This is a genomic window from Corynebacterium sp. Marseille-Q2823 (genome assembly GCF_903645345.1).
Lineage (GTDB): Bacteria > Actinomycetota > Actinomycetes > Mycobacteriales > Mycobacteriaceae > Corynebacterium > Corynebacterium hiratae.
The window spans coordinates 1-24,544 of record NZ_CAHJXS010000015.1; the positions used below are offsets into that span (position 1 = coordinate 1).

At 51.2% G+C, this 24,544-nt stretch carries 21 protein-coding genes; 16 read left to right on the forward strand and 5 right to left on the reverse strand.

Annotated features, from left to right (window positions below):
- Nucleotides 1–480 precede the first annotated feature (480 nt).
- Entirely contained in the window at nt 481–2,928 is a 2,448-nt protein-coding gene (locus HWX44_RS12965; protein ID WP_175975101.1) for a YPDG domain-containing protein, read from the reverse strand.
- 340 nt (nt 2,929–3,268) lie between these two features.
- Between HWX44_RS12965 and HWX44_RS12970 the strand changes: the two genes are divergently transcribed.
- Together HWX44_RS12970 and HWX44_RS12975 are read left to right on the forward strand one after the other, a co-directional pair.
- Entirely contained in the window at nt 3,269–3,910 is a 642-nt protein-coding gene (locus tag HWX44_RS12970) for a CAP domain-containing protein (protein ID WP_175975099.1), read from the forward strand.
- 180 nt (nt 3,911–4,090) lie between these two features.
- Complete coding sequence (locus HWX44_RS12975; protein ID WP_175975103.1) at nt 4,091–4,975, forward strand: abortive infection family protein; 885 nt, start codon at nt 4,091–4,093, stop codon at nt 4,973–4,975.
- A 212-nt stretch (nt 4,976–5,187) separates the two neighbouring features.
- On the opposite strand, the gene HWX44_RS12980 is transcribed toward HWX44_RS12975, so the two are convergent.
- Genes HWX44_RS12980 through HWX44_RS12990 form a run of 3 tightly spaced genes read right to left on the reverse strand, consistent with a single transcriptional unit; the run spans nt 5,188 to nt 11,290 of the window.
- The gene (locus HWX44_RS12980) at nt 5,188–6,243 is read right to left on the reverse strand and encodes a hypothetical protein (RefSeq protein ID WP_175975105.1); all 1,056 of its coding nucleotides are present in this window, start codon (nt 6,241–6,243) and stop codon (nt 5,188–5,190) included.
- Nucleotides 6,244–9,309, reverse strand: a complete 3,066-nt coding sequence (locus HWX44_RS12985) for a type III restriction-modification system endonuclease (RefSeq protein WP_175975106.1) — start codon at nt 9,307–9,309, stop codon at nt 6,244–6,246. It lies immediately after the preceding gene.
- A gap of 4 nt (nt 9,310–9,313) precedes the next feature.
- On the reverse strand, nt 9,314–11,290 hold the full coding sequence (locus HWX44_RS12990; RefSeq protein ID WP_175975107.1) for a site-specific DNA-methyltransferase: 1,977 nt from the start codon (nt 11,288–11,290) through the stop codon (nt 9,314–9,316).
- Between the two features lie 248 nt (nt 11,291–11,538).
- Here HWX44_RS12990 and HWX44_RS12995 point away from each other — a divergent pair, with 248 nt between their 5' ends.
- The 8 genes from HWX44_RS12995 to HWX44_RS13030 all read left to right on the forward strand — a co-directional run bounded on the left by HWX44_RS12995 (nt 11,539) and on the right by HWX44_RS13030 (nt 17,892).
- Nucleotides 11,539–11,718, forward strand: a complete 180-nt coding sequence (locus tag HWX44_RS12995) for a hypothetical protein (RefSeq protein ID WP_175975109.1) — start codon at nt 11,539–11,541, stop codon at nt 11,716–11,718.
- Between the two features lie 296 nt (nt 11,719–12,014).
- Nucleotides 12,015–12,701: a hypothetical protein gene (locus HWX44_RS13000; protein WP_175975111.1), complete on the forward strand. Its 687-nt coding sequence runs from the start codon at nt 12,015–12,017 to the stop codon at nt 12,699–12,701.
- On the forward strand, nt 12,691–13,143 hold the full coding sequence (locus HWX44_RS13005; RefSeq protein WP_101732515.1) for a hypothetical protein: 453 nt from the start codon (nt 12,691–12,693) through the stop codon (nt 13,141–13,143). Before HWX44_RS13000 ends, HWX44_RS13005 begins: the two co-directional genes overlap by 11 nt.
- A 940-nt stretch (nt 13,144–14,083) precedes the next feature.
- Nucleotides 14,084–14,311 (forward strand): helix-turn-helix domain-containing protein, encoded by a 228-nt coding sequence (locus HWX44_RS13535; protein WP_175975113.1) that lies wholly within the window; start codon nt 14,084–14,086, stop codon nt 14,309–14,311.
- A 7-nt stretch (nt 14,312–14,318) separates the two neighbouring features.
- On the forward strand, nt 14,319–14,960 hold the full coding sequence (locus tag HWX44_RS13015; protein ID WP_175975116.1) for a hypothetical protein: 642 nt from the start codon (nt 14,319–14,321) through the stop codon (nt 14,958–14,960).
- On the forward strand, nt 14,888–15,283 hold the full coding sequence (locus HWX44_RS13020; RefSeq protein WP_175975117.1) for a hypothetical protein: 396 nt from the start codon (nt 14,888–14,890) through the stop codon (nt 15,281–15,283). The genes HWX44_RS13015 and HWX44_RS13020 overlap by 73 nt, the downstream gene beginning before the upstream one ends.
- Before the next feature lie 74 nt (nt 15,284–15,357).
- On the forward strand, nt 15,358–16,584 hold the full coding sequence (locus HWX44_RS13025; protein WP_175975119.1) for a hypothetical protein: 1,227 nt from the start codon (nt 15,358–15,360) through the stop codon (nt 16,582–16,584).
- A 642-nt stretch (nt 16,585–17,226) separates the two neighbouring features.
- Nucleotides 17,227–17,892 (forward strand): hypothetical protein, encoded by a 666-nt coding sequence (locus HWX44_RS13030; RefSeq protein ID WP_175975121.1) that lies wholly within the window; start codon nt 17,227–17,229, stop codon nt 17,890–17,892.
- Here the strand turns inward: HWX44_RS13030 and HWX44_RS13035 are convergent.
- Nucleotides 17,882–18,337: a hypothetical protein gene (locus HWX44_RS13035; protein WP_175975123.1), complete on the reverse strand. Its 456-nt coding sequence runs from the start codon at nt 18,335–18,337 to the stop codon at nt 17,882–17,884. The two genes, HWX44_RS13030 and HWX44_RS13035, sit on opposite strands and share 11 nt — an antisense overlap.
- Before the next feature lie 48 nt (nt 18,338–18,385).
- Here HWX44_RS13035 and HWX44_RS13040 point away from each other — a divergent pair, with 48 nt between their 5' ends.
- The 6 genes from HWX44_RS13040 (at nt 18,386) to HWX44_RS13065 (ending at nt 24,393) form a co-directional block, all read left to right on the forward strand.
- Nucleotides 18,386–18,760: a hypothetical protein gene (locus HWX44_RS13040; RefSeq protein ID WP_070569092.1), complete on the forward strand. Its 375-nt coding sequence runs from the start codon at nt 18,386–18,388 to the stop codon at nt 18,758–18,760.
- Nucleotides 18,757–19,815 (forward strand): hypothetical protein, encoded by a 1,059-nt coding sequence (locus tag HWX44_RS13045; protein WP_175975125.1) that lies wholly within the window; start codon nt 18,757–18,759, stop codon nt 19,813–19,815. The genes HWX44_RS13040 and HWX44_RS13045 overlap by 4 nt, the downstream gene beginning before the upstream one ends.
- A gap of 125 nt (nt 19,816–19,940) precedes the next feature.
- A complete protein-coding gene (locus tag HWX44_RS13050) occupies nt 19,941–20,867 on the forward strand; it encodes a hypothetical protein (RefSeq protein WP_175975127.1) in 927 nt (308 codons plus the stop codon).
- A gap of 132 nt (nt 20,868–20,999) precedes the next feature.
- Nucleotides 21,000–21,845, forward strand: a complete 846-nt coding sequence (locus HWX44_RS13055) for a hypothetical protein (RefSeq protein WP_175975129.1) — start codon at nt 21,000–21,002, stop codon at nt 21,843–21,845.
- 42 nt (nt 21,846–21,887) lie between these two features.
- Nucleotides 21,888–23,080, forward strand: a protein-coding gene (locus HWX44_RS13060; RefSeq protein ID WP_175975131.1) for an IS3 family transposase whose coding sequence is annotated in 2 segments (ribosomal slippage) — nt 21,888–22,170 and nt 22,170–23,080 — 1,194 coding nt in all. Because the reading frame shifts where the segments join, the coding sequence is not laid out codon by codon here.
- A gap of 77 nt (nt 23,081–23,157) precedes the next feature.
- Nucleotides 23,158–24,393 carry a hypothetical protein gene (locus HWX44_RS13065; protein WP_175975133.1) on the forward strand — a complete coding sequence of 412 codons (1,236 nt, stop codon included), beginning with the start codon at nt 23,158–23,160 and terminating at the stop codon, nt 24,391–24,393.
- Nucleotides 24,394–24,544 lie beyond the last annotated feature (151 nt).

Sequence of the window (24,544 nt, forward strand, 5' to 3'; positions counted from 1 at the left end):
CCCCCAGACCGTCCCCGGAAGTATTCCCCAAATTCCCCGGAACCACCACGACAATCCCCAAAGAACACCCCTGACCAGCAAGAACGCCCCTTCAAACAACCACACACCAGAGCAAACGCCCTGAAGAAACGCCCCAACCAGCACCCTTGCGAACTCCCCACACCCGTCCTGAAACTTCCCACAAACCACCCCCGAATCCCTTCATCACGCACAACTGGCACGCCCCGTACAAACCAAAACGGTGCCACCGAGAAAAGAACCTCAGTAACACCGTTTATATGAGTAAATGAGAAAGAAACAAAAACTCAATTACCACGGGACATATCCGTGTGCGAAGGATGAGCGCACATTCATGCGCTAGTACTCATAATACCAATATCGCACGCATGTTCGTCAGAATGAGCATGGATCGATAGTGGCGGTGTGCTGATATAAAAAACACCCCCGTGAAACACGAGGGTGAATTAGTGATCTACCGGATTAACGGAATAAGTTCACGATCTTTGTCCAGAAGGATTCTTGGACTTGACCACCAGTATCTACTACAGCACCTTTACCAGCACTAGAACCAGATCCACCAGAAAGGACTGTACCTACACCAGGACCAGTTATTGGTGTAAAACCGCTAGGAGCAGTTGGTGCCTGGTTCACACGACTTGGATTAGCAGGTGTTACAGGTTTGAGACCACCTTTCACACCACCATTGCCGGTTCCTCCCGCTCCAGTGCCGTCACTCTTGTTGCCGTTGTCAACAACCTTGGCACCTGAAGGTTTATCGGAGTTATCGGACTTGTCTCCGCCGTCTCTGCCATCACCGTTTTCGGTTCCCTTACCATTATCATCGTTAGGTAGTCCGGAGAAGTCAGGACGCTTGGTATTACCGCCAGTGCCATCACCTGGTGTGTTGTCTCCGCCAGTGTTACCACCGTCGTTTCCTCCGGTGCTATCACTGTCGTTTCCTCCGGTGTTATCACCACCACCCTTACCACCATCTCCAGAACCGTTGTCTTTACCACTATCACCAGTGTTATCGCCAGGGGTCTTATCTCCGTTGTTTCCTCCGGTATTATCACCGTCGCCGGAGCCATCACCCTTATCACCATCACCTGTATCGCCACCATTGTCTTTAACAGTGACAACCACATCAACATTATCTTCGGAACCGTCCGGATAAGTTACTGGAACCGTGAACTCGCCCTTATCGCCTGGTTTCGCATCCTTAGGTGAAGTAACAGTGACTTTTCCTGTCTTCTCATCTATCTTGACTTCCCACCCATCAGGAGTCTTATCAGGAATACCAAACTTGGTACCGTCAGGAAGTTCCTTATCCCCAGTCTGCTCAATATCTACCGCAGTACCCGGTGTAGTTTCCGCAGGGTTGTACCCAGGATTGTGCTTTTCCGCCTGTTTAACATCAGGAGTAATAGAACTATCGTGATACTTCGCTACTACTTGGACCTGTGCATCAGCAGGAACGTCCTTAATCACTGTGCTGTTATTAGTTAGTGAACCAGTTTTAATGACTTTTCCATCCTCATTATTGACAATCTTGTACTCACCATTAAGGAATGTGAAACCATCTTTTGGTTTTTGAGTAATCGTGATATCAGCAGTGGATTGTCGTAGATCATCACCAGTCTTGTCATTGAAATTAAAAGGGAACGACCATAGAGCATTAGGAGTAGTCTTTTTAGATTCTCCTATTGTAGTGACGTTATCATGCTTGGTTTTAGTGACTTCTGCGGAGAACTCGAATCCGTATCCTGCGGAGTCAGTGGTTTTACCATTTTTATCAATGATTTGAGCACGAGCATCTACTTGAGTACCACAAGTGACGTTTTGAGTGGTGTGAGTGAGCGTGGAAGCAAGTTCATCCCAAGCACCTAGGTAGTAATCGTTGTTTTCACGTAGTCCTGATAGGGGGAGGAGGTTGGAAAGTCCACTGATTTGATCATTGGCTAACTCTGGTCCGACACCCATACTGATAACCTTGGAACCTTGCTCTTTTAACTGGTTGGCAACCTTTTGCGCAGCCTGCATGTCCGTGATGTCTTCCCCAGTAACTTGCTTATTCGGTAAACCATCACTGATAAAAACAACCAGGTCATAACGGGGTTTACCATCTTTCCCCGTGTTATTATCACGCGCGTTGATTAGTCCAGATTCCCAGTTGGTACCACCCTTAAGTTCGAAATGTTCATTAAGGGACGCTTTGACTTTTTCTTTTGAATCTTTTGTAACAAGTAGTGGTTCTGGCTTGGATAAGTGTTTTGGTAAGTTTGCATTATCAGAGAAGTCAAAAGATGCGAGTGAGATTCCTTTGTCGCTGACTGCATCAACGAAATCGCTAGTAGCGCGTTTATAGCCTTCAATTCCTTCTTCTCCAATAGAACCGGAAGTGTCGAAGACGAGTGCGACTTGAAGTGGTTGACGAGTACAACGAGAATCTTTTGAGATGCGAGGGTTGGGTTTAGCATCTTGCATTGGTTTCCAAGTGTTCCAGTCAGGGATGGAAGTCAACTGGTTTCCCTTGAACGCACCACCACTAATATCACCAATAGTAGTGATGTTCCCCCAGGACTCAGGTAGAGAAGTCAACTGGTTGTTAAAGAACGCAAAACCATTAATAGTAGTGATGTTCCCCCAGGACTCAGGTAGAGAAGTCAACTGGTTGTTTTGGAACGCTTTATAACCAATGCTTGTAACCTTCTCTCCTTCAATCTCTAAGGGAAAATCTGGAAGCTTACCACCGTTGCCCTGTAGTTTTTGATACCCCTCGCCCGTAAGCCCTTTCAAGACAACGTGATCATCGACTACTTCATATTCCCAAATGCCGGATTCAGCAGCCTGGGCTTGAGCAGTATACTCAGGTGCTACAACTGTAATCCCCCCCCATGCCGGTAAAGGCAGCAGCAGCGATAGCAACACCAGCAACTACTCTGCGTGATTTTAAGTTTTTCGTTTTATTGGTTTGCATAATATGTTCCTTAATCTTTGAAATGGATACGTATCTATTCCGGGACACTTCTCCATTCCTCACAAAGCGCCCCGAGGAAGTTAAAAATCTTTTACATAAAAGTCAGATGTAAAACATCTGTACTTATTAGGTTATCTTAAACGCACACTCGTTCGTCAGAATTACTTTTCGCACCAGAAACACCCCACCCCTGGTGCAGCACCGCTCAACCTAGGTTAAGAAACGTGCGGTTATGATAAAGAAGACTTTATAATTTCCGTATCAACGTTGTTTTCCTAGGAAGTGTCCACAGTGCCGAACCCACAACAACTCATGCAGTACGCCGGGGCTGCTATCACCGTCATCGCCTTGATCCTAGGACTGATCTTCGGAACAGGTGATTTATCCTCGTCTTCCGATAATGGGGTACAAGCACCCCCATCGAACAGTGCGAAACCGTCAAATACTCCTGCGCCATCGAATGGCACGCGCAAGCCAGATTCTGATGGGTGCGTAAAAAACACTCCCGATTACTTCAAGTGCAAACAAGAAAACAGCAAGATTGGTAAGAAAAACCCGCCATTGACCTCTAGTGATATTCAACAAGCACGTAGGTCTCAATTCATGCAGATTGTTGAATGGCGGTCTGACAGTAAGCACCTGAACCCAATAACGTACGATCTTTCTCTAGAAGCAACAGCACAACGGTTTGCTAATGAACTTGCTCAAACGCCTGGTGATGAGATCTGGCACTCGAATTATAATACTCGTGGACTAGAAAACGTGGCGTTTGATACGTACACTTACAAGAATTTCTTTGATATTTTCGCTGGTTCAGTTGGTCATGCAAGTACCATGGCAACGAACGGACGTGCTCCTAAAGTCGGTATCGGTATTGCTCAAGACCCCGTAACAGGACACTACTTCTGCGTACAACACTTCGCAGACAAGTAATTAGGCAGGGGGGAGAACACACCTACTAGGTAGTTGGAGTAAGTCCTACCTAGTAGGTCCGTTAGTAGTATTCAACCGCGTACATGACTGCGCCCTGATATAGGGCACCACCTAGAGGGATAAGCAGTACCCCATCACCCCAAAAGTACTTACTCGCAGACAAGGAGAATGCCCCCAAGCATGATGCAAGACCATCAAGGTAACTATGTTAGTTCCAACATTCGCGGGCTGGTCTATGAAGTAAGCAAGTTTGTGTCCACTTCCGACGTGGAACGGTCGTTTCAGAGAAGCGGTTTGACGATCAAGCACGCTCCGGGAAAACGACCTGACACCCCGCAGGCAATGTTTACGGCTTGGTCTACTTCTATCGATTGGAAAGATAAACGCCGTGCCATAGATGGGTTGAAAGCGTTGAGCCGAATCACGCAGCGAGCGAGAGCGGTCGAAATGGAGCAATATGACGGAACCTGGGTGGTGGGTTTTTCCGAATACGACGGATGGGTAGAAGAACTCGAACGAGATTGCGCTGACGAGGGATTGCAATACGACCGTGGCACAGGGCGAATCACCCCTAATCCTGACGCTCACACAGAAGACTTCGTAGACCTCGATCTAGAGGTCTTGGAATACCAGGAATCGGTGGTAAAAGCGCAGCGAAAACTGAACGATGCAATCCGGGATGACGTGACTTCCTGGACCGTTGCAGCCCGCTGTAAATACTTGGTTGAAGCGGTAAGCAAGGTGATCCTAAATCAGAGCGCGCCCGAGCGACTTAAGAACCTGGAGAACCCCTATTTGGACACTCTCACCAAGGAAGTTTCGGAGTATCTAGGGCTTAAGGAAGGTAAGAACTCTTCCCCAGCCATGAAAGATTTTGCCGCTGGACTGCAAAAACTCGCTAAAGGGTTGGCTGAAGCGCGAAACCGAACAGATGATAATCACCCCCAGATCAACTTCGATCCTCCAACCGTCAGAGAAGTGAGATTGAGCCTGGACGTAACGCATGCATGGTGCAGATTCGTACTTGCTGAATATCGCGCGAAATTGGAAGAACCGCCATTTTGACACCCCGCAGTTCGGTCGTGACACGCAGCCATAAGAAACACCTACTAGGTCGCGCACTCGTCACTTAGTAGGTGTCGTAATCCAGTTCCTGACATGACACTACTAGGTAGTGAGAGTAAGCCTGCCTAGTAGGTGTTTTATGTTTGCGCTGGATGATGCAGGAAATGGAGTGTGCCAGAATGACACGACTCGCCCTCACGCGCGAACCATCCTTAACTCGATGGAGGATTCTTCTTCTTGCGCGTTGAATTCGCTTCAAGATCAAACCCGAGTTGATCAAACAGTTTCTGCTGGTGTCCTAGCACCCGTTGAGCATCTGCCTGGATCACTTTCTGCCTGACACTTAACTCGACACTGCGAACTACCATTTCTTCAGCAGAGAACTTCCCCGAATCTTTATCCGCTTCGAACTCCTGCACATCTTCAGCGAACTTCGCTGCTTGCTCGATGACTCTTTTCGTGTCATCTTCTATTTCGAATACTTCATTGCGCCGTGGCAGTCCCTCCCAGAGATTCTGATACGGCAACTCGCTCACATCTCGCATGTACGCCACCGGCTGAAAACCGAAACAGAATGTTTCTGTTCGTCGGGATGGATTCTCAATCCAGTGAAACGTCGCCCCGATAAAACCATCTTGAAGACACGCACCAAAACCAATCTCGTGCATCTGCAAATCGAGAATCTGACAAGCGTTCGAATACGGTGCGAACCAGTCCTCTGGGCGGGTTGGATCAAGTCCTCTCACGTGCTCGTAATCCTTGTAAAGCAGAAGATTGAACGTTTGAACCATGTCAAGATCGTGCAAGTAGCACCGAAGATCTTCCGGTACCTCATAACCTGTGTCGTACATCTTGCACCCAAAATGCTTCACGTAATACCGCGCAAGGTGACGCTGATCAAAAGGGGTATCCGCGAAAATCTCATCCCAGTTGAATTCGCGCCGATGCTTGAAATACTCCAAGTCATCCAGGATGAAGTCCATGAAGTGGTCATACGCCATGTCAAACGGCTGCGAAAACTGGTTATTGCAGTAAGAGCAGATGGTTTTACCGAACATGAAGATCCCATGATTTGGACCACTCATCTTGTAAAAGCGCCCGTCACTGCCGATAGTGCCTAACGGTTGTCTACCTCCCGCTTCCCAAATCTTCTTGATCCGGGAACTCTTGAAAGCGTGTTCTTGGGTATCCGCAGGGCGTTTCTCGCAGATCCAGCAGATCTTGCGGTCACGCCGAGGAAACGCCGGGTTCGACTTTTTCTTCACCATTTACTCGCCCGCTTTCGTCCTCGCTTTCACTCCCACGGACTCACCCGCATACAAGTCCTCAATGATCTCGATGACCCCATCTGAGTTCAGCACGGATGTGAAGTACACGTCCACGTCGTTGTTCCGCAGTTGCTCGAAGAACTTAGATGCGCTCGTAATTGCTTTTACTTCAGTCCCGCGCAGTTGCGAATCCTCATCCATTCCCTTCGTTTCAGCCACGAAGTTGACTGATTTGCGCCCGTTCTTGCGCTTGATCACGTACATAAAGTCAGGCGAAGTCGTTTGCCCCGAGTAGGTGGGGATCTTGATCGAGCGGGTGGGGATCTTGCCGAATACTTCAACTACTCCGTCGAATTTCTTCGAGAGTGAATCCATGATGGTGTCGCGCTCAATCGAACTATCCCAGTCGAACACGTCATACAGGTACGTCTCCGGGGGAACCTTTTCGTTGTCCTGGAAACGTCCCAAGCGGGTGCGCTCGATGGTGTCTTTCGGGGAACCGTCAGTCTTGGTCAGCGGATCGTCACCACCGCGCACGCCGACGTGGGCGTATTCAAACCGGGTAGCGAACTCCCGGTCAAACCATTCGTGGAACCGGCGCAGGAACCTGTTGAGACTTTCTATGTTGAAGTGAGAGTCTTGCAGGTTAAGCACGTCATTATTCCGCGCGAGCGCACGGTGGATCGTGTCCACGGGAAGTGCCGTGGACGTGTGCGCCCGCTTCAAGAACTCCCCATAAGGCAGATGCGTGTTCGACTCGTGGTGTCCCGCGACCGTATAAGTCTTCGGCAGGGACAGTTCCCGCCCGCGTCGAACCTCTTTTTCTAAGACCTTCCTCGTATCGCGCACGAAAATGCGGTCATTGTTTTGCAAGACCTCATCCAGCCCCGCGTCGATCTGCTCCGGCGACAACTCTTGGATGATCAGGACGTACTTCTGCGTGAGCGTTTCCCACAGAGAGCGCAAACGCTCGTAAGCCTTCGGGCGAATCGTGGCGCTGCGCTTGCGGGCTTCCTTGTGTCCTGGTTTCTCTTTCCTGATGCGATTCTTGTTCACGCCCGTTGCGTACTCGGGATAGGTCTGGAGGAACGCGCCTAGTTTGTCCTCTTTCACCTCGCCGGACGGTTCGATGAAGCCACCCATAAGCATTTCAGCCATGAGGAACGTCGGCTCCACCCCACGCGCCTTCGCCACGTCCGCCAGCCGGTCATTCACGTTAATCACGCGCACGGTGTCCGCATTAATCTCATCGACCAACTGATCAGCAAACTCGCGCTCGGTGAAGTCCACGAGATAGGTCAGGAAGAACTGGTCAGCATCAGCGGTCACCCGGTTTCCGTACTCATCCACCGGAAGGCGAAGCCCACGCCCAACCTCTTGCAGTTTCGAGTTCTCTGAACCGGACGAGCGCATCTTCACGATCTGGAAAACCGTGGGCAAATCCCAGCCTTCTCGAAGTGTCCACTTCGAGAAGATGAACCGCATGACGTTATAGTGCCCACGCTCATCTCTAAACGACATGAGTTTGTTCTTATCGCGCAGAATCGCTTGAACCTGTTTGGTCACCTGCTCATCAGTAGCGTTCAAGTCTTCCGCGAAATAGCCACCGTGAGCACCTTCTATGTTTTGCAAGGTCGCTTCCAGATACGGCAGATATTCCTGCATAGCCGGGGTGAGCGCCCCGTCCTCGTGAATCTCGGTGATTGTGTCCTCGATGGACTTTCTCAGTTTGCGCTCGAATGCAACCTTTAACCAACCGTCGTTGTTATCCCCACGGTAGGAGTGAATGGAGTCGATGAAAAACAGCGTGGATGGCTTGATCTTGCGCTCACGCTCAAATAAGTCTCGCTCGATCTTGAAGTGGTTAGCGAGCGCTTGCTCCAGCATCGTCTCCTGATAGGACTGGGAGAACGAGCCGGTCATGATTGCGTAGTCCTTGGGCAACTCCGCACCGTTAGACAACATGGCGACGTTTACGCCGGAATCTTTCGACTTACCCACGTTCTCTAGCAAGATCCCGGATAGTGACGGGTGAATCATCCCGAGCAGGTTGTTCTGTTTATCCAGGTGGTAGGACTTGCCGGTGGACTCATTGCGGATCGTGACCGTCTTCTCCTTTGCGTTAAGCGCGGTCACTTTCAGTTTGACCTCATCTTCCCCGATAGCATCCGGGTACTGCACCTTCACACCCTTGACGAGCAAGTTGTTGAAGGCTTGCGCTGAGTTCAGTTCGTAGACAAGGTTTTCATAATCCGGCGTGGACGGTTTAGTCTTCGTCCCTTTAGTTCTGGGGAAGGTCGCGCCGTAGCGGATGATGACCCCCGGCTGAAGCCCTTCGACAATTTTCTTGAAGGTGGCTTGGTTGCGGGCGAAACGGTGTGGCTCATCGATAATCACGACCGGACGAGTGCGGGCGAGAATATCCAACGGACGGGATGAGTCATACCCGTCTGCTGTGAGCGTTTGGTCGTAATCGTCGCGCGAGAGCGTGGGAGATTGCAGCATTGCGCCGGTCATGATGAGCGCGTCGATGCGCTTAGCATCGTAATCAGCACCTTCGGCGTACTCCCGAATCTCGGGCGGGATCATCCGTCGCCGTCCCCGCTTGTGCTTCGGCTTGCCCGCGAGCGTTTGCAGCACAATCTGTGAATCGTAGAACTTACGGAAGTGTTCGTCCGCGTAGTCCGAGCGAATGAAATCACTCGTACCCTCTCGAATCGGCGCTGATGGGGTAAGCAAAATGAACTTATTGAACCCGTAGCGAGCGTGAAGTTCGTACATGGTGCGGGTAAACACATAGGTCTTGCCCGTACCAGTTTCCATGCGCACGTCTAGCCCGAGGTAGTTCTTCGCGCTGGACATGCGCTTCTCGGGAGGAATCATGGGTAAGTCGATAACGCGCCCACCTTGTATGTCCTCGATGTTCTCCTGAATCGTCGGGAGCATGTCCGAGGTGATCTCGGGGTTGACGGCTGATCTCGCACCGAAGTCCACTCCCTCAAACACGGTCGTGACCGCTTGCACCGCTAGGCGCTGATGCTCTAATTCCTGGAGCCTGACTTTCATTGCCCTACCACCGCGCTTCCGCGTGAATCTTGCCAGTAGAGACCTGGTTGAGCGCCTGCTTCAACTCCGTGAGCACTACGAATGACAGTGCCGTATTGAAGTATGCGAGGTGGTTAATATGAAGTTGGTCGGACTCAATTAAACGGATGAGCGCAATTACGTCCTTGGGGGTGAACCCGCCATCGATGATGTAGGCGGATGAGCCAACCACGTCGAGCGTGTAGCCGTCGAGCTCAACTTGTTTGACCTCTGGGGTGAGTCCGTAACCGTCGTGAACCGCCCAGGTTGTGAGCATGACCGTTTTCGCGGGCGCGTTATCGAAATTCAAGCGCTCTAATGGATCAATATTGAACAATCCCTCGTCCGGATTGAAAGATTCCAGCCGGTCGATTTCATCCTGCTCTGGAGTGACTAGCGTGTAGTGCTTAAAGCCGTAGTCGATGCTCGCGCCGGTGTCTTGAGCGATCTTGTCCGCTGCGAGTTCGATGCGCTTGCGCCCGATCTCATCGATGGTAGAGAATCCTTGGGCGAGAGCATTGCGCCCAGTGTCATTTTTATCCGTGATCGGCTCCGCAATCTGGACAGTGATCATGCGCCGGTTCGCCCCGTCTCGGGCGTTAAGTGCCATGACCGCGTGTGCGGTAGACGATGAGCCAGAGAAGAAATCGAGAACGGTGTCTCCGTCCTTGGCAACAAACGAAAGCAACTGGGTAAGAAGGCTCACCGGCTTGGGGTTAGTAAAAACCTTCACGCCCCCGAACAATTCTCGAACCTCGTTCGCCCCCGTGCGACTATCCAGATTAATCACGCTCGGGAGTTTCACCGCGTACTCGTGCGCGTAGACCTTTAATTCCACGATCTTGTTCTCATCTGCGCCGAAGATGATCTTCTCCTGGTCTAGGAGTTCGCGCATGGTCGATTCGGGGAAGCGGTAACCCATCATGGGCTGCGTTGTGGGCTTGCCCGTTTCAGGGTGAATCACGTCGTAGCGGTATCCCTCTTTACCGGGGTTGTGAACGGAACGACTGCCCTGGTAGATGCCTTCCTGGTCGATGTATTTGTAATTATCGAGTTCACCCATTTCCTGGCGGTGCGCTCGCAACCATGCCGAATACTCAGCCTGAAGACGGTCAGTTTCCCCGTACTTCTCGATGAGTTCCTCACCCTTGGCAACGAGCATGTCTTTAATTGCACTTTCGGGTGAGCGCCAAACCTCTTCGACCACGCGCTCATCCTTGGCGAACACGACAATGTACTCATGCTCTTCAGCGACTCGGGAGGGGTTGTTATCTGTGGCATTTTTCCAAACAATCGTTCCCAGCCGGTTCTGTTCTCCGAACACGTCACTATCGAGCAGCAGTTGCAGGTTGCTGAGTTCGTTTCCATCGATGGAGATGAAAATAACCCCGTCATTGCTTAAGAGGTTTCGAGCGAGCACAAGACGGGGAAGCATGAACGTCAGCCACGCCGAGTGAGAAGCCTTGCCGTGCAGGTCAAGAATGTGCAGCGCTTCTTCGCGGGAAACCCCGATGAGTTCTTCCAAGTCTTTAGGCGTGAAATCGAACGAATCTACGTAGGCGAAATCGTCCTTGCCGGTATTGTAGGGAGGATCGATGTAAATGCACTTCACCTTCCCCCTATACGACTTCGCCAGGTGCTTGAGAGCATCCAGGTTATCGCCGGTGATGTAAATATTCTCGCTATCAGCATTGCGCTCATCGTTGTTGTGCTCTTCATCGGGAACGAGCACAGTTTCCGTTTCTAGAGAAGCCAAAAGACGCGCGTATGACTTGCCGAGGAAGTTGAGTTCATACGACTCGCGAGAAAGTTCCACCTGCTCTTCTTGAAGCATGTTCTGAAACTTCTCCATCTTGAAGTTTCCATCTTCATCGAAGTAGTGGGGCAACGCTTCCATGAGAACATCAATCTCGAAGTCCTTAGGCGTTGCATCTTCATTGTGCTGTTGCGCATCTCTGATCATGAATTGTCCTTAATTCCGCTGATGTGATTTATGCCTTCGATTCTTTCATAGTTTGCACTGCCAGTTTCCGAAGTCTGACGAATCGTGTTCAGGGCAGGTCAGAGTGTGTTTCAAACTGGCGCGCACCGAAGTGGATTATGAGCGGGAGCGGGAGAAGTACCACACCTACTATGTCGAACACATGTTCTTGACAATTCGTGCAAAACGGCACTACCGTACCAAGCGGTCTATTTGCAGAAGGAGAACATGTGGACAAGCCGAAAAAGAAGCGCCCCTCGATAGACGAACTCATCCCAATAGCGACGATCGACACTGATGACGGGATTGACTACGACTGGATCTGTGATCTGATCAACGAACTGCGTGTAGGCGCAGGGTTAGAGCCACTTTCACACGAGGAACTCAATGCCGATCCGAGCGGGGATTAATCCCACCAGCGCGAGTGGGAACAACTTCTACTTGCGCCCTGATTCGCCCACACTTGCTATGTAGGTTCGTCTTGATTGAACGCGACCTTCTCCCATGGAAACGCCCGCGCCCTCCCATCCAAAGCGCGATACTTCCACACCCCAAAACAGCGCCATGAAGTACCCTCACTTACTACGTGAAAACAACACCTACTAAGTGATAAAAATGCCCCTTGACATGCACAAACACCCTGCACTATGGTTCTGAAACCGTTGGCACAACCCAGTGCTAACAACCCAAGTCAAAGGAGAACCATTTGGGAGAAATTTTATCTGATGCAGTAATGCAAGTGATGACCCCAACAGTGCAGTGGTATGACAAGGAAGCACTCGCACATATAAGCAAATATGCCGATGACTACACCGGCGAGATCATCGACCGTCACGGCACAATCCATCGTGGGTGTATTGGGCTGATCCACTACATCCCGGAGGAAGCCTACGAGCGCCCGTGGTGGCGTGAAACGGACTACCCACTGAAAGGCTGCATTAACCGCCTAGTGGATTCTGGGTGGATCAAGCGTATGGACGGTGAAGAACTTGATGGAGCGCTACTTCTCAACACATCGCGCCTGGTGCGCTTGATGGACATTGCAGAAACAGAAATGGCGCAAAACCAGCACGTTATCAACTACGAGTACCTTCCTGATGGCACTGTGGTGGAACCGCCATGTGAGGATTTCTCAGACCCGTTATTTCTACCTTTCATTCGATGGGCGGATAGCGAGTTTGCAGACGATTTCGCGCACACCTTGGCTGATGACGTGACCGAAGCAACCGCGCGCTTGCTCGACGCACACACCGAGATTGAGCGAGATCATTCATGGCAAGAATCGAATCCTGATCGCTGGACTCGTGCCATTTTGGATTGGAAGGATCACTACCTCGAAGACGGCACCTTCCGTATCCCTGAGCAGTGGAAGGTGAACGCTCATGATTGCTAATCCGAACCCGAACATTTCTGCTGGGATGATGCGCGCGGAGATTGATTTTTGGCGCGATGATAACAACACACCGGAGTTTTTGGTACTTATCGAACCGCGCGATAACCCGCTGATCACGCTGCTACAAGTAGCGAAACTGCACACGGTGAAACCGTGGCAGGGAGTGGACGTGACCGTGGGGGACGTGCCGGACGAGTCGCAAACCTTCATGGCGTTTACCTATACGGGAAGCCGTGATTCGTTTTGGGATGGGCTGATGCGCTTGACTGAAGCGGTGATCATGGCTGCGATGGAGATTGACGATGATCGCCTGCCTGGACAGCGCGCGTATGCGCGAATGTTGCGTGAGTTCGAATTACCGCCGCTTGATCTGTTGCCAGAAATCGTGATTGATGATGATGGTGAAGTCTGCGGAGATCCCGCATGGAAGGAAATGATGTAGCGGTTGAGCGTGTGTGGGGGGCGCTCGTGTCATGGAAAATCACATAGAAAGCGTGTGTGATTTAACGCCGATTTGCCGGGTTAGAAATTGCAGGGTGAATAAGTTTGTCCAGAGGGTAGGTTTCGTCCCGCGAGCGGGGCGTGTAGCGGGTGATTTGGGCGCGTGGTGCATGCATGGACGAGCAAATCCGCGCGGGGAGGAAGGGGTTTTGGGTTGAAGGGAAATTTAGTGAACTACATAGTTGCGTGCAAGCAGCGTGAACAGTGCGTGACATTTTCCATAAACAGAAGTTGATTACCTGGATCAGGAAAGAAGTGGTGCAGAAGACTTCGGTGTTGCACAATCAACCTTTGTGATTTGTTCTTCGAAAAGATGAGCACGCAAGTGCTCTCCAATTTCGGAGAAATTGGAATGGGACAAACTTTTCGATTTTGATTCGCTTCTTCAACCCTTCTTCAAAACTCTTTTTGCAAAAATTTTCCAGGGTTATAAAGAGGGGTATTGGTAAAGAGTGTTGAAGAGGGGTTATGAATAGGGTTTCATAACAATAGTTTTAATAACCTGTATTAATACAGGGTATTAATACAGGGTTGTGTCACATTTTGTTACGGTGACCGTCACATTTTGTTACGCCGACCGTCACATTTTGTTACGCCGACCGTCACATTTTGTTACGGTGACCGTCACATATTGTTACGGTGACCGTCACATATTGTTACGGTGACCGTGCTGATTTACCGCAGTGATCGTGGTGGTTTGTCGCGCTTCTGTGAGTTGACCGCCCCAATATAACTCTCGTCAGGTGTTATTCCCCATAGCAGCGCAGTTCTATCAAGTCTTCGCGCCTATATCACGCCATCCCTTATCAGTTGTTTCTACATATTGCAAATAATTATGCTATACTGAGAATAATATTCTAATAAAGTAAGGATAAATTAATATGGACAATACACAAGCGGACCCTCCTCGACGTGGAGAGTGGGCGACTGTCGGGGAATTATGTGAAATTTACAACGTCAGTAGATCTACCGTTCATCGCTGGATAAAGGGCACGGATACAGTGCGCTACTTCCTTAAAGCGAACACATTTAGGGTAAATCGTGAAGACTTCGACGCTCTGGTTCAAGGGTTTGTGGAAGAAACAATGAACAGAAACCAGAAGGGTTGAAGTCACTATGGGATACGGACTCAAGAGAAAATTCGAGATAATTGATTGGTATACCGACTTAGCGGGTGATGCGTCCCGCATTCTGCGAGATCTCATGGACGGCTTCGATGACGATACCTGGGATGCTTGGGATTATAAACGAAATAGGCAGAATTACATTGGCGCACACGTATGGGTTAGTAAGTCCAAAGTTGCCAGCAGAATTAGGAAGGGACGTTCCTCTGTTTCTCGCTCATTTAAAGAGATGGAGAATAAGGGTTGGATCACTCAAGCGCATAATGTGAAAGCGCTTGAGAATAACAGGACGTATGTCGCTAACGCACCAACGATCAGTGGTGAACCGCCCAAGCATTATGTTTTCAACATTTCCAAAATGTGTCGCGTGCTCAACGTTGTGGCGACGGTGGAACATTTCGGACTGAAGTTTGATAGTGATGATGCGGATGTGCTGCTTGAATGCGCCTGGACCGACTACCCAGACGATTACGAGAATCCAACGTATCGAAGTGTTGAGGGTTTTGAGGATCTGGTCATCCTCAATTACGAGGATCTGATCAAGTACGGTCCGCCTGATCGGTGGGAAGACTTGCAATTTGCAAAAAAGAAAGCGCCGGGGAGGGCGCTTCTGCGAAAGTCGATACTGGTATAGAAGGGGTTTCAAGCCCTCCCAACGAACTTTCATCTATAGATGTTATCACATCTGATGATGAATTCGCAAAAATAAACGATGACCTGTTTCCTTACACAGTTTCGATCAGCCAAGAAGATGGCGATTATCCGATTGACTTCCTCTCCGAACACATTAATGAACAAGGACAGTTAGATATCGACCTTGTTGGAGTTACCGATGAAATAAAAGAAGAATTTTATGACCTAAGCGTCGGTGCAGTTGGGCGAGTAAGAAACTTCAACAACGCCAATAGCGAAGTGTTACTTGCAATGCGTCAATATCTTGACAAACAACGTGAATAGAACGCGGTCTGTTATGTATCCCTACCGCTGGGGTGAAAGCGGAACAACCTACTACTGGATTAAAGGAATTAGAAATGAAAAACAATCACAACGATAAAGACAATGTAGATCTACAAAACGAACTGGCGAAGGTGCTCCCCGCCACGTTTGAATACTTGGGAACCAATAGTGAACGCATCCCTGTTCAACTGGGTCTAGAGCACATCAATATTCAAGGACATCTCGATTGGACACTTACAGATATCCCGGACCTTACTACGTATCTGTTAATGCGTACTGATGCAGGCTTTAATAGCGCAATCGCTGATCTTGACGAGCGTTACAGCGAGGAATTTCGTTTGTGGGCGAATGCGCAAATTGAGCAACGTGCGCGTGCTCGTGGAGTTCCCGAGCGCTCTATTTGGGATTGCCACCAACGCACTGTGCTTATTAATCAGATGAACTACCAGGTAATAGATGTACTTGGACCGCCGACCAAGGGTGATGTTGTAGCACTGATGGAACTTATGAGCCTGTTGCGAGATGATGAGTATTTAAAAGAGCGCCCGCATGACCCGTTTATTTTCCTAACCACGGATACCGCTACACGTTTTGGTACTCCCGAGGAACTGAATTCCACACTCGAAAAACTCGATGTCGATGGTTGGGCGTTTCCGTTAGAAGATGAGTTCGCAGATGAATTCTTTCTTGATCCTGACCAGTTCCCAGGGCTTGAAAACTTCGATATCAAACTGATCTTCAACCTTGCGCAATACCACCGCGTTGCAGACGTGAAGTACACGATGAAGTGGCACAATCTTTATCCCGGACACGTCATTATGCAGGCGCTTTTGGGCGCTTCAGTGCATCCATTCGACAGTGACCGGGAATACTCTCTCGATATGAACAACTGGGGGACGTATAAGCCAAAACTGATTGATATCGAGAAAGTCCGGACGATGGACTATATCCACGATTGGGATGAGATAACCCTTCTAGAAGAGGACGTTGAGGGCAACTATCTCAAGTTTGTTCATGAGAGAAAACGCACGCTAGATGAGGTGTTGCCGTTTTGTCCTACATATATGACCTTTGATGAAGAAGGCGAGGAGGTCATTGAGCAAGCATCGTTTGGTTTTGATCAAATCTCTGATGATGGGCAGATGGAAATTTCGCTGCTTGATGACTCATGTGACACATTTATGTGTTGGCAGGAAGGCTCAGGAGTATTAAATGAACTCGCGCGGTTTAATGACATGTGGCGCGAAGAACTTCAGGAGTTTGCGCGCGAGCGAAAAACTAGCACAGGACATGACTGTTGATCGTAAGACAAGTGATTAGGATACGGTTTTAATCGACTGATCTTGTTCTCGCGTTGTAGCCCCGCCTTGGTGGTGGGGCTTTTTGCGCCTGCTCCCAGCATTTTCGCGTGTGTCATATTGACTCACGCGCCACTGAACACACTCCGCGCCTACCAAATCGCATCACTCTCAAACCACTTCAACTCGCGCCCGAAGACACAAACGCGCACGAAAAGATTTTTCAAGAAATTTTTCTCCCTGCTCACACGCTGTTTTCCTACGTTCTCGCGCACTTGCAAAACGCAATAATGCGATATCGCCAGTTTCACGCTCCGGCGCTCGCTGGTTGATTAATACCACCTCACCACCAACCCCGTCCTGCACCAACGCACACTTGCGAACCGAAACAGACGTGTAATTAATCGTCTACCTGCACCTACTAGGTAATTGCGCTTTATATTTATTAACACCTACTAGGTAGTCACACCCGTGCCACCTCGAACGATCCACCAGTGCGCACCAACAAGCACGATCCGCACATTTCGACGTATCTAAATCCTTTGTCCTGCGGTTGAGTTGTTCATGTCACCGCAACGACACACAAACTTCTTGACAGTCGAGAAGTGTTGCGGACCGACGAACAAGTAAAGGAAATGTGTACTGATGAAAACGACTACAACTCACAACCGCTCCCAGCACCAACGAGCAGCGAAGAAACCACCTGTGTTTCCCGTGCAGGTAAAAATCCAGCACCCGGAAAAGCGCATCATTCGCGGTAACCCGAAATCCACCCACAATCCTGATCACCCGATTGTGGTCCTAGAAGATGACCCAATCTCGCTCATCGAGCAGGTATGCGAACTCGTTCCTCCTATGCCAACAGGGAAGAAGGGACTGATCTATACCGATTGGACCACCAACGTTCACCCAACAGAACTTCTTTTTAAGATCGGGAAAGATGCCGAATCGGGAAACACCTCGCTCAACAGTCCTGTGATCTACTCGGGATCGCCTTCGATGCAATACAACGGCGGGATCTTCCTCTATCACGACGGAACACTAGATGACATTTGGCATCAATTGGCTTATGCGCTGCACTCGATTGCAGGTGGTGGGTTTATCGTTCTGCCGGATGCATCTGGGTTTGCGAAGTTTTGCATGATCGCGGTGATGAACGGGTGGGAGAACTTCTTACCCGGTGAGTCATTTGCTGACTTGGCTGCTCGCTTAGACGAAGAGGAGGGGCGCGAGTCTGAAGGTGTATCTCAAAATGACTTACGCCCCATACCTGCGCCAATCCCACCCGCGCCACATGCCACTACCGGCTAAAACGCTTCCGGTATTCCTCCCAGCGCTTCCGGTCACGCTCTTGCAAGCGCTTGTGCTCATGCTCGCGCCAGAACTCCGGCGCGTCCTTATACGGGCGCGCCTTCTCCGGTGCCCATAACGGGCGCGACATAGCGACCTCTAACCGGGCAATAGTTTCACTATCCGCCCATCTCCTGGCACGAATCATGTCCATGATCACCGGAAGATCCACGCCGACCATTTCAGCGAATCGCTTGTAGGTAGGCGGGGTAATCCGCCCGCGCTCCATCTGGACATGGATCTCCCGATCCAGGTTGCGCGCAAGGGTGATCAGTTTCCAGTCCAGCGGGGACGGGGAGAACTGTTCTTCCAATTCCTCATCAGTCAACTGCATCCAGTTCGGATGACGTTTTCCGAACGGCATCCGCTTTTTACGTCCGGGGCTACCCGGTTCTACCTCACTCATCAGGAGGTGATCTCCACACAACAACTATCCATAAAGAAAGGCTTATCTATGCTCAACATCAAACCGTGGCTCGCTGATCTTCTCGGCGTGCTGCCCCCACAAACGAAAACCGCTGGTGTGTTCAAGTCGCGCCAGAAGTTCCCCATTAATCCAGCGCTCACCCCGGATGACGCGCCCAATGGATGCGTGAGAAATCCCGGAACTGCGGGCGAAATCGTGCATGGAATTAATCACTCCCGCCCGTTCCAGCGTTTCCAGCATGCACTCTATATTCCTTGCGACCTCAACGGCGCGAGCAAGCACGGGGTCATCAACTTCGACCTGGCTAAATCGCGTCCCCTGATTACACCCCGCGAGATCGCGGGGACGAGTGGTTGGAGCGCGTCCGGACATGCCCACCAGTCTACGGGGGTGGCAGCATGAGCACGCAATACACACTCGATGACGCGCGCAACCAGGTAGGCGCTTATGTCCCGTCCCCCACTACGGTCTCTCCTGACGATTGGGAGCAATTACGCCCCACGGTCACGCAAATGGTCATAGACGTGTTCTCCTACGCCGACAAGAACCCTCACACGGTGAAACTCACGCGCGATAACGTGACGAACTTCCTCACTGTGCTCACTGGACACACCGCGCGCATCCTTGCAGAACACGGCAGTCTTGACGATGTTGACTTATTCGATCCGGAAACCATTGCATGGAGCGTGAATCAACTACATCTCAAGCAAGCGACGAAAGAAGAACGAAAACGACACCTCACCACTATTGGCAACGTCCTTACCGCTATCGGAACACGTACCTGGAAAACGAACGCTCGTCACGCTGATGAGCAGTACAAGCCGTACTCACCCGATGAAGTATCCGAGATAATCCGTTCGCTCGATGCACAATCAACGCCCTTAAAGCGCGAGTGCGTGCGCGTGGCGGTCACACTTGGACTTGCAGGTGTGACAACCGATGAAATCATTCTTATTCGCGCTCGTGATGTGCATGACGGTTTTATCGTGTCCGTTGACGTGAACGGGCGAACACACGCGATTGCCCCGTCACTGTCTGATCGTTTTCTTCAGATCGTCCACGAACGTGAACCCGATGAGTTTGTGTTCTGCCCCTCTCGCAAGCGAGATCCACAAGCGGTGTCCGAATACATGTACCGATTCAAACGTGGACCGAATCTTCCGCCAGTCAACGTGCGAAGACTCGTCGCGACATGGCGTGTCAACCTAATCAAGAGCGGGATTTCATATGAAGCGTTCCATGCTCTTACAGGCAAGTCCATGCACATCTACCAGCGCACCCGTGCGATTGCACCACTTGATACAGGCGCTCTCGTGGAGTTTGCAGCGATTGCAACGGATTTAACGCTAACCGGAAGAAACGTGGTGTCCGACTCTCGTGTGCATCGTCCGGAAGAGCCAAGTACCAAAAAGTGTCAACCTACGGAGTTGACAATAATCGAGGGAGGGCGCAATTAATGCTCCTGACCTTGACATATCCCATTGTGGCATGGCAGACTCTAGTAAGTTTCGTTCCATTTGGAACGTGTTTTGCGCTAAAGGAGTCCTTCACACTGTCCGAGTTGTTATCCGCATCCGTTTACATGAGCACTTACCAGCCAACCGTGCTCGACATGCATGATTGGCAACAGGTTCGCACCTTCGTGTCTGAGTGTGTCGTGTCCACCTACCCCGAAGCATCCGGCGATACGTTACGCAAGATTGCACTCGGGGTTGCACGACTTGCAATTGACGCACTTCACCACGGCTACGATCTCGTACCCGAGCAGGTGTTTGACGCGGACTTCATAGCCTTTCACGTTTCGAATTTGAATCTTTCCACGCATACGTTGTCCTCGTTGGAGTCTAAGTTGGAAAAGGTTGGGCGCACAGTCTCGATGACGTGGAACGGGAGAGATGATAAAGTCTCCTACCCCACCAGCCTTGCCAACGAGCCTTATGACGATAACGAGGTCGCTTACTTGGACCAGTGGGCGAGCGCGTTAGCGACGGATCGCGCTCGCGAAAACGCTCACGTTCTGCTTGCGCTTGGACTGGGCGCGGGACTGCGTAACTGTGAGGTCGATTCGCTCACGGTTAAGGACGTGGAGATTACTCGCGCGGGTGTAGTGGTGTATCCACACGGCTATCGCGGGGCGGGGAAACGTTATGTTCCCGTGTTGGCTGATTACGCTGACACGCTCTGTGATGCGATAGCAGGACGCGCGCAGGATGAGTTTGTCTTTCTGCCGGGAGATCGTGTTACTGGGCGCTCGTGCGCGTCTGATTTCGTGCGACGGGTGCGCTTAGCGCACGTTCCGGTCACGTTATCGAGAATGCGTACCACCTGGATTGTGCGATTGATGAAAGCGCATATTCCGGAAGCAGCGATTTGTGAAGCGTCAGGTTTGCGCGATCTTCAGCATTACGTGAAGTATCGCGAGCGTGTAGGGGCGGTAAGTGCGCGAGCCTTTGAAAATCAGATCCGCTACGCGGGTACGGACACGCTCCCAGCATTGCGTGTGATCTAGGCGAGTGTAGGGGGTGTGATTCATTTTGACTCACACCACCCCCTCCCCCACCCGGCACACTCCCTTACCTAACCACAACTTCATTATCGAACATACCAACGAATTAATACCAAGAAAGGAGGTGTCCACGAGATGCCACAACCTCAACCGATTACGATCTACTCATCCACGATCCATGTCAGCCAGATTCAGGCGGTGGCACAAGTCGTGGACACTTCCGGCGCGGTCGAAATGATCACTGCATGGGTAGACGAATCCCGCGCAGACAAACACCCAGGTGGCGCGAAACCATACATTTCCATCCGCACGGCACTGATGATCATGCTCGCGCTCGGCGTGGAAGCGTCCCCGCTACTAATCACCGAAGGCTCGCGTCTGATTTGCGGGCGCTTGTCCGAACAAGCATGGGAAGAAATTGGGCTCGCCCCGAAAGACTTCAAAAAATACGACCGTTTCACCGAAGATGAGCGACGTGTCTGGTATCACCGTTTGCGCCGAACGCTGGAAACGATATTTTCCGTCGTTGACCCCTACCCGGAAACTTCCAACTACAAGCGCAAGGATAAGGATGAGTACGAGCGATTAAAGAAATCTCGCAACAAAGCCTTAGTGATTACGCGCAAAAAGCGTGCGCACGTTCTTATGAATGCGCTCATTGAAGCAAGCCGTGCCACGTTTGGGCAAGATCGATTGTCCGAGTGGAAGGGCGACGTGTGTGTTGATGGAACGTCCACGGTGATTTCTCGCAAGGGCAACACGAAACATTCCACCCGTACCGCTGCTGACGCTGACGCGGGCTGGTACGTGCGCGAGGGTGATCACAAATCGGACGGTTACGATGACAAGCGCAACGTGTTTTGGGGCTATGAGTCCACACTAGTGTCCATGTTTGGCTCCGGCTTCGGTAGCACGTACCCGGCGCTGATCGCTGGTATTGGTTTTGACCGTGGACCTGACCCCTGTTTGGTAGACACCTGATATCCAGCCCGGTTGGGCTGGGAAGAAAGGTAATCTACCACCATGCCTAGGTACTCCGAACAGTTCAAACGTGATGCTGTGGCCCTCTACGAAAACAATGAGGACCTCTCACTTCACGCGGCTTCAGCAGAGCTTGGAGTCAATCGATCCTCACTTTATTCCTGGCTTAAGCAGTACGGCACCGGCAAACGCGCCCGCACGAAGACCCTGCGTGACAACGCCCAGGCGACGACTGATTCTGAACGGATCCGCCAGCTAGAAAAAGAAGTCTCTAAGCTTCGTGAAGAACGTGACATCCTGCGTAAGGCCGCGAAGTATTTTGCCGAAGAGACACGCTGGTAATCCGCTTCCAGTTTGTCTATGACCACCGAACCGAATACTCGGTCAAGCGGATGTGCCACGTGTTAAAGCTCAATCGCTCCTCGTTCTACAAATGGGTCAACACCCGCGAAAAACGCAGGTTAAAGACGTGTTCCGATGCCCTTCTTGGTGCGAGAATCAAGACCATCTTCGATGATGAGCACGGGCTTTATGGTGCTAAACGCATCGCTGCAAGCCTCAACGACGATACGGACTTTCCTCCGATCAATCACAAGAAGGTCGCACGCATCATGAAATCCATGGGGCTGAAAGGCTTTAGTAAACGGCGTCGGTGCATCACCACCAGGCGCAAGCCTGGCCATCGAGTCATGCCAGATTTAGTAGGCCGCAAATTCACAGCTGACAGGCCGAACCACGTCTATGTAGGCGACATTACGTACCTGCCGTGTAAGGGCGGCAAGAACATGTACCTGGCCACGGTCATCGACGTCTACTCGCGCAAACTCGTCGGCCATGCACTAGCCGATCACATGCGGGTATCGCTGGTTATCGAAGCTTTATCTCATGCCAGAAAAGTCCGCGGAAGCCTTAAAGGGGCAATTTTCCATTCCGATCATGGCAGTGTGTACACCTCACAAGCATTTAGAGAGCACTGCGCTGTACTTGGTGTTCGCCAATCCATGGGAGCAGTGGGTACAAGTGCCGATAATGCCCTGGCAGAATCGTTTAACGCCAGTCTCAAGCGTGAAGTTCTGCGTGATCGGAAAGTGTTTGACAATCCCATCATCTGCCGCCAAGAAGTCTTCCGATGGTGCATGCGCTACAACACGCGCAGACGGCACTCCTGGTGCAATCTTCTAGCCCCCGATGCCTTCGAAGCACTCACATCAGCTACACTGACTCAAGCAGCATAGCTAACCCCCGACGTGTCTACTTTCCGGGGGTCAGGCCCCGTCCTGGCAAGCGCATTTCCGAAAAAGCGCTTTGGGCGATGGATAACGTGATTAAGGCGAATACCCCGTCCGGTCACTTCGTTGGCGACCGCGCATATTTCCCGAACGCTGCACCTCAGAACTTGCAAATTCCGCTTCGCCAGCATGGATACAAACTCGTGGGCGATTACAAGCGTCGAAATCAGCAGTATTACGGCATCCAGGGAACGCACGCAGGTGCGGTGTTGCTTGATGGTGTCTGGTTTTGTCCGTCCATAAGTGCGAAAGAGCATTATGTTAACGCGCGGGAAAAGCGCGACAACGGGGAAATTACCGAAGAGGAATACACCGCAATTGTCGAAGATCGCAAGCAGTATGCACTTGCGTCCAAGGGGATTGATAAATCGACCGGCAACCAGCGTTTTGCATGCCCTGCGAAGGGGAAATGCCCGTCGGTGTCGTGTTCGTTGGCGAAGAAGATCCCATCGAAGCAAAAAGATGTGCGCAAGAACCCGAAGGCGTTGTTGCCGATCCAGCCTGTCCATCAGCCGACGAACCCCGGACAGATTTGTACTCAGGGGACGATCACGATCCCGTTGGAGTGGGAGCAGAAAACTTCTTCCGATAAGCGTTCAGGTTCGCGCGGGGTGAAGGCGAACACGGGCGCGGGCGCGGGCGTGGCTTCTGGTGAAGATGAATCACTGGCTGGCGCGTTCGACACGGTTGAGGATGTGCTCGCACACTTAAAGAAGGTGGACGCTGAGCAGAAAGCACACAGCGCTACGAATACGCCTGGCGATGATGCAGGTACTAGTGAAGGTTCAACTCCCCGCCGTCCGCGTTTGAAGACTCGTGCGCGCAAGGTCACGGTTGGCGAGGACGGCACCGGGAGCGGTGTAATCCACATTGGCACGGGAGCGTCGAAGGTGGGAACGTTCGCGAAGTTGGAACAGCAGGGACCACATCATGGCTCAAAGGCGTGGCATGGGTTGTATGGCACTGGGCGAAACATCATTGAGACTCGTAACTCCATGCTGAAAAATCATGGTGGTTCTGGCGTGGGACTGGGCGCGTCCACTACTCGTTTGTTGCGTGGTTGGGTGAAACAGTTTTTTCTTTTGACTGTTGGCGCGGTGAGTGTGAACATACGCTTGATTCAGTCATGGTTGCGTGGTGAGGGTGATCCAGCGAAGAAGCCAACTGGGCGCGGTCCCGGACAACCGCCGAAGCAGCGTGTGAAACCGTCGCCGTTGGCGGATGTGGCGACTGGTAACGATCCGCCGATGGTCGCGTAGGCGTTGGGTGTGGGAACCCGGCGCGGGGGACCTGACCCCTTTTTGGTGGACACCTGATCTCCAGCCCGGTTGGGTTGGAAAGAAAGGTAATCTACCACCATGTCCAGGTACTCCGAACAGTTCAAACGCGATGCTGTGGCCCTCTATGAAA

What these genes read in the sequence shown, in the direction of transcription:
- HWX44_RS13535 (WP_175975113.1), top strand. Translation starts at nt 14,084, where the DNA reads ATGGACAATACACAAGCGGACCCTCCTCGACGTGGAGAGTGGGCGACT.
- HWX44_RS13050 (WP_175975127.1), top strand. Translation starts at nt 19,941, where the DNA reads ATGAGCACTTACCAGCCAACCGTGCTCGACATGCATGATTGGCAACAG.
- HWX44_RS12990 (WP_175975107.1), bottom strand. Translation starts at nt 11,290, where the DNA reads ATGATCAGAGATGCGCAACAGCACAATGAAGATGCAACGCCTAAGGAC.
- HWX44_RS13065 (WP_175975133.1), top strand. Translation starts at nt 23,158, where the DNA reads ATGGATAACGTGATTAAGGCGAATACCCCGTCCGGTCACTTCGTTGGC.
- HWX44_RS13030 (WP_175975121.1), top strand. Translation starts at nt 17,227, where the DNA reads ATGAAAACGACTACAACTCACAACCGCTCCCAGCACCAACGAGCAGCG.
- HWX44_RS13035 (WP_175975123.1), bottom strand. Translation starts at nt 18,337, where the DNA reads ATGAGTGAGGTAGAACCGGGTAGCCCCGGACGTAAAAAGCGGATGCCG.
- HWX44_RS13045 (WP_175975125.1), top strand. Translation starts at nt 18,757, where the DNA reads ATGAGCACGCAATACACACTCGATGACGCGCGCAACCAGGTAGGCGCT.
- HWX44_RS13025 (WP_175975119.1), top strand. Translation starts at nt 15,358, where the DNA reads ATGAAAAACAATCACAACGATAAAGACAATGTAGATCTACAAAACGAA.
- HWX44_RS13055 (WP_175975129.1), top strand. Translation starts at nt 21,000, where the DNA reads ATGCCACAACCTCAACCGATTACGATCTACTCATCCACGATCCATGTC.
- HWX44_RS13015 (WP_175975116.1), top strand. Translation starts at nt 14,319, where the DNA reads ATGGGATACGGACTCAAGAGAAAATTCGAGATAATTGATTGGTATACC.
- HWX44_RS13005 (WP_101732515.1), top strand. Translation starts at nt 12,691, where the DNA reads ATGATTGCTAATCCGAACCCGAACATTTCTGCTGGGATGATGCGCGCG.
- HWX44_RS12985 (WP_175975106.1), bottom strand. Translation starts at nt 9,309, where the DNA reads ATGAAAGTCAGGCTCCAGGAATTAGAGCATCAGCGCCTAGCGGTGCAA.
- HWX44_RS13040 (WP_070569092.1), top strand. Translation starts at nt 18,386, where the DNA reads ATGCTCAACATCAAACCGTGGCTCGCTGATCTTCTCGGCGTGCTGCCC.
- HWX44_RS12975 (WP_175975103.1), top strand. Translation starts at nt 4,091, where the DNA reads ATGATGCAAGACCATCAAGGTAACTATGTTAGTTCCAACATTCGCGGG.
- HWX44_RS12980 (WP_175975105.1), bottom strand. Translation starts at nt 6,243, where the DNA reads ATGGTGAAGAAAAAGTCGAACCCGGCGTTTCCTCGGCGTGACCGCAAG.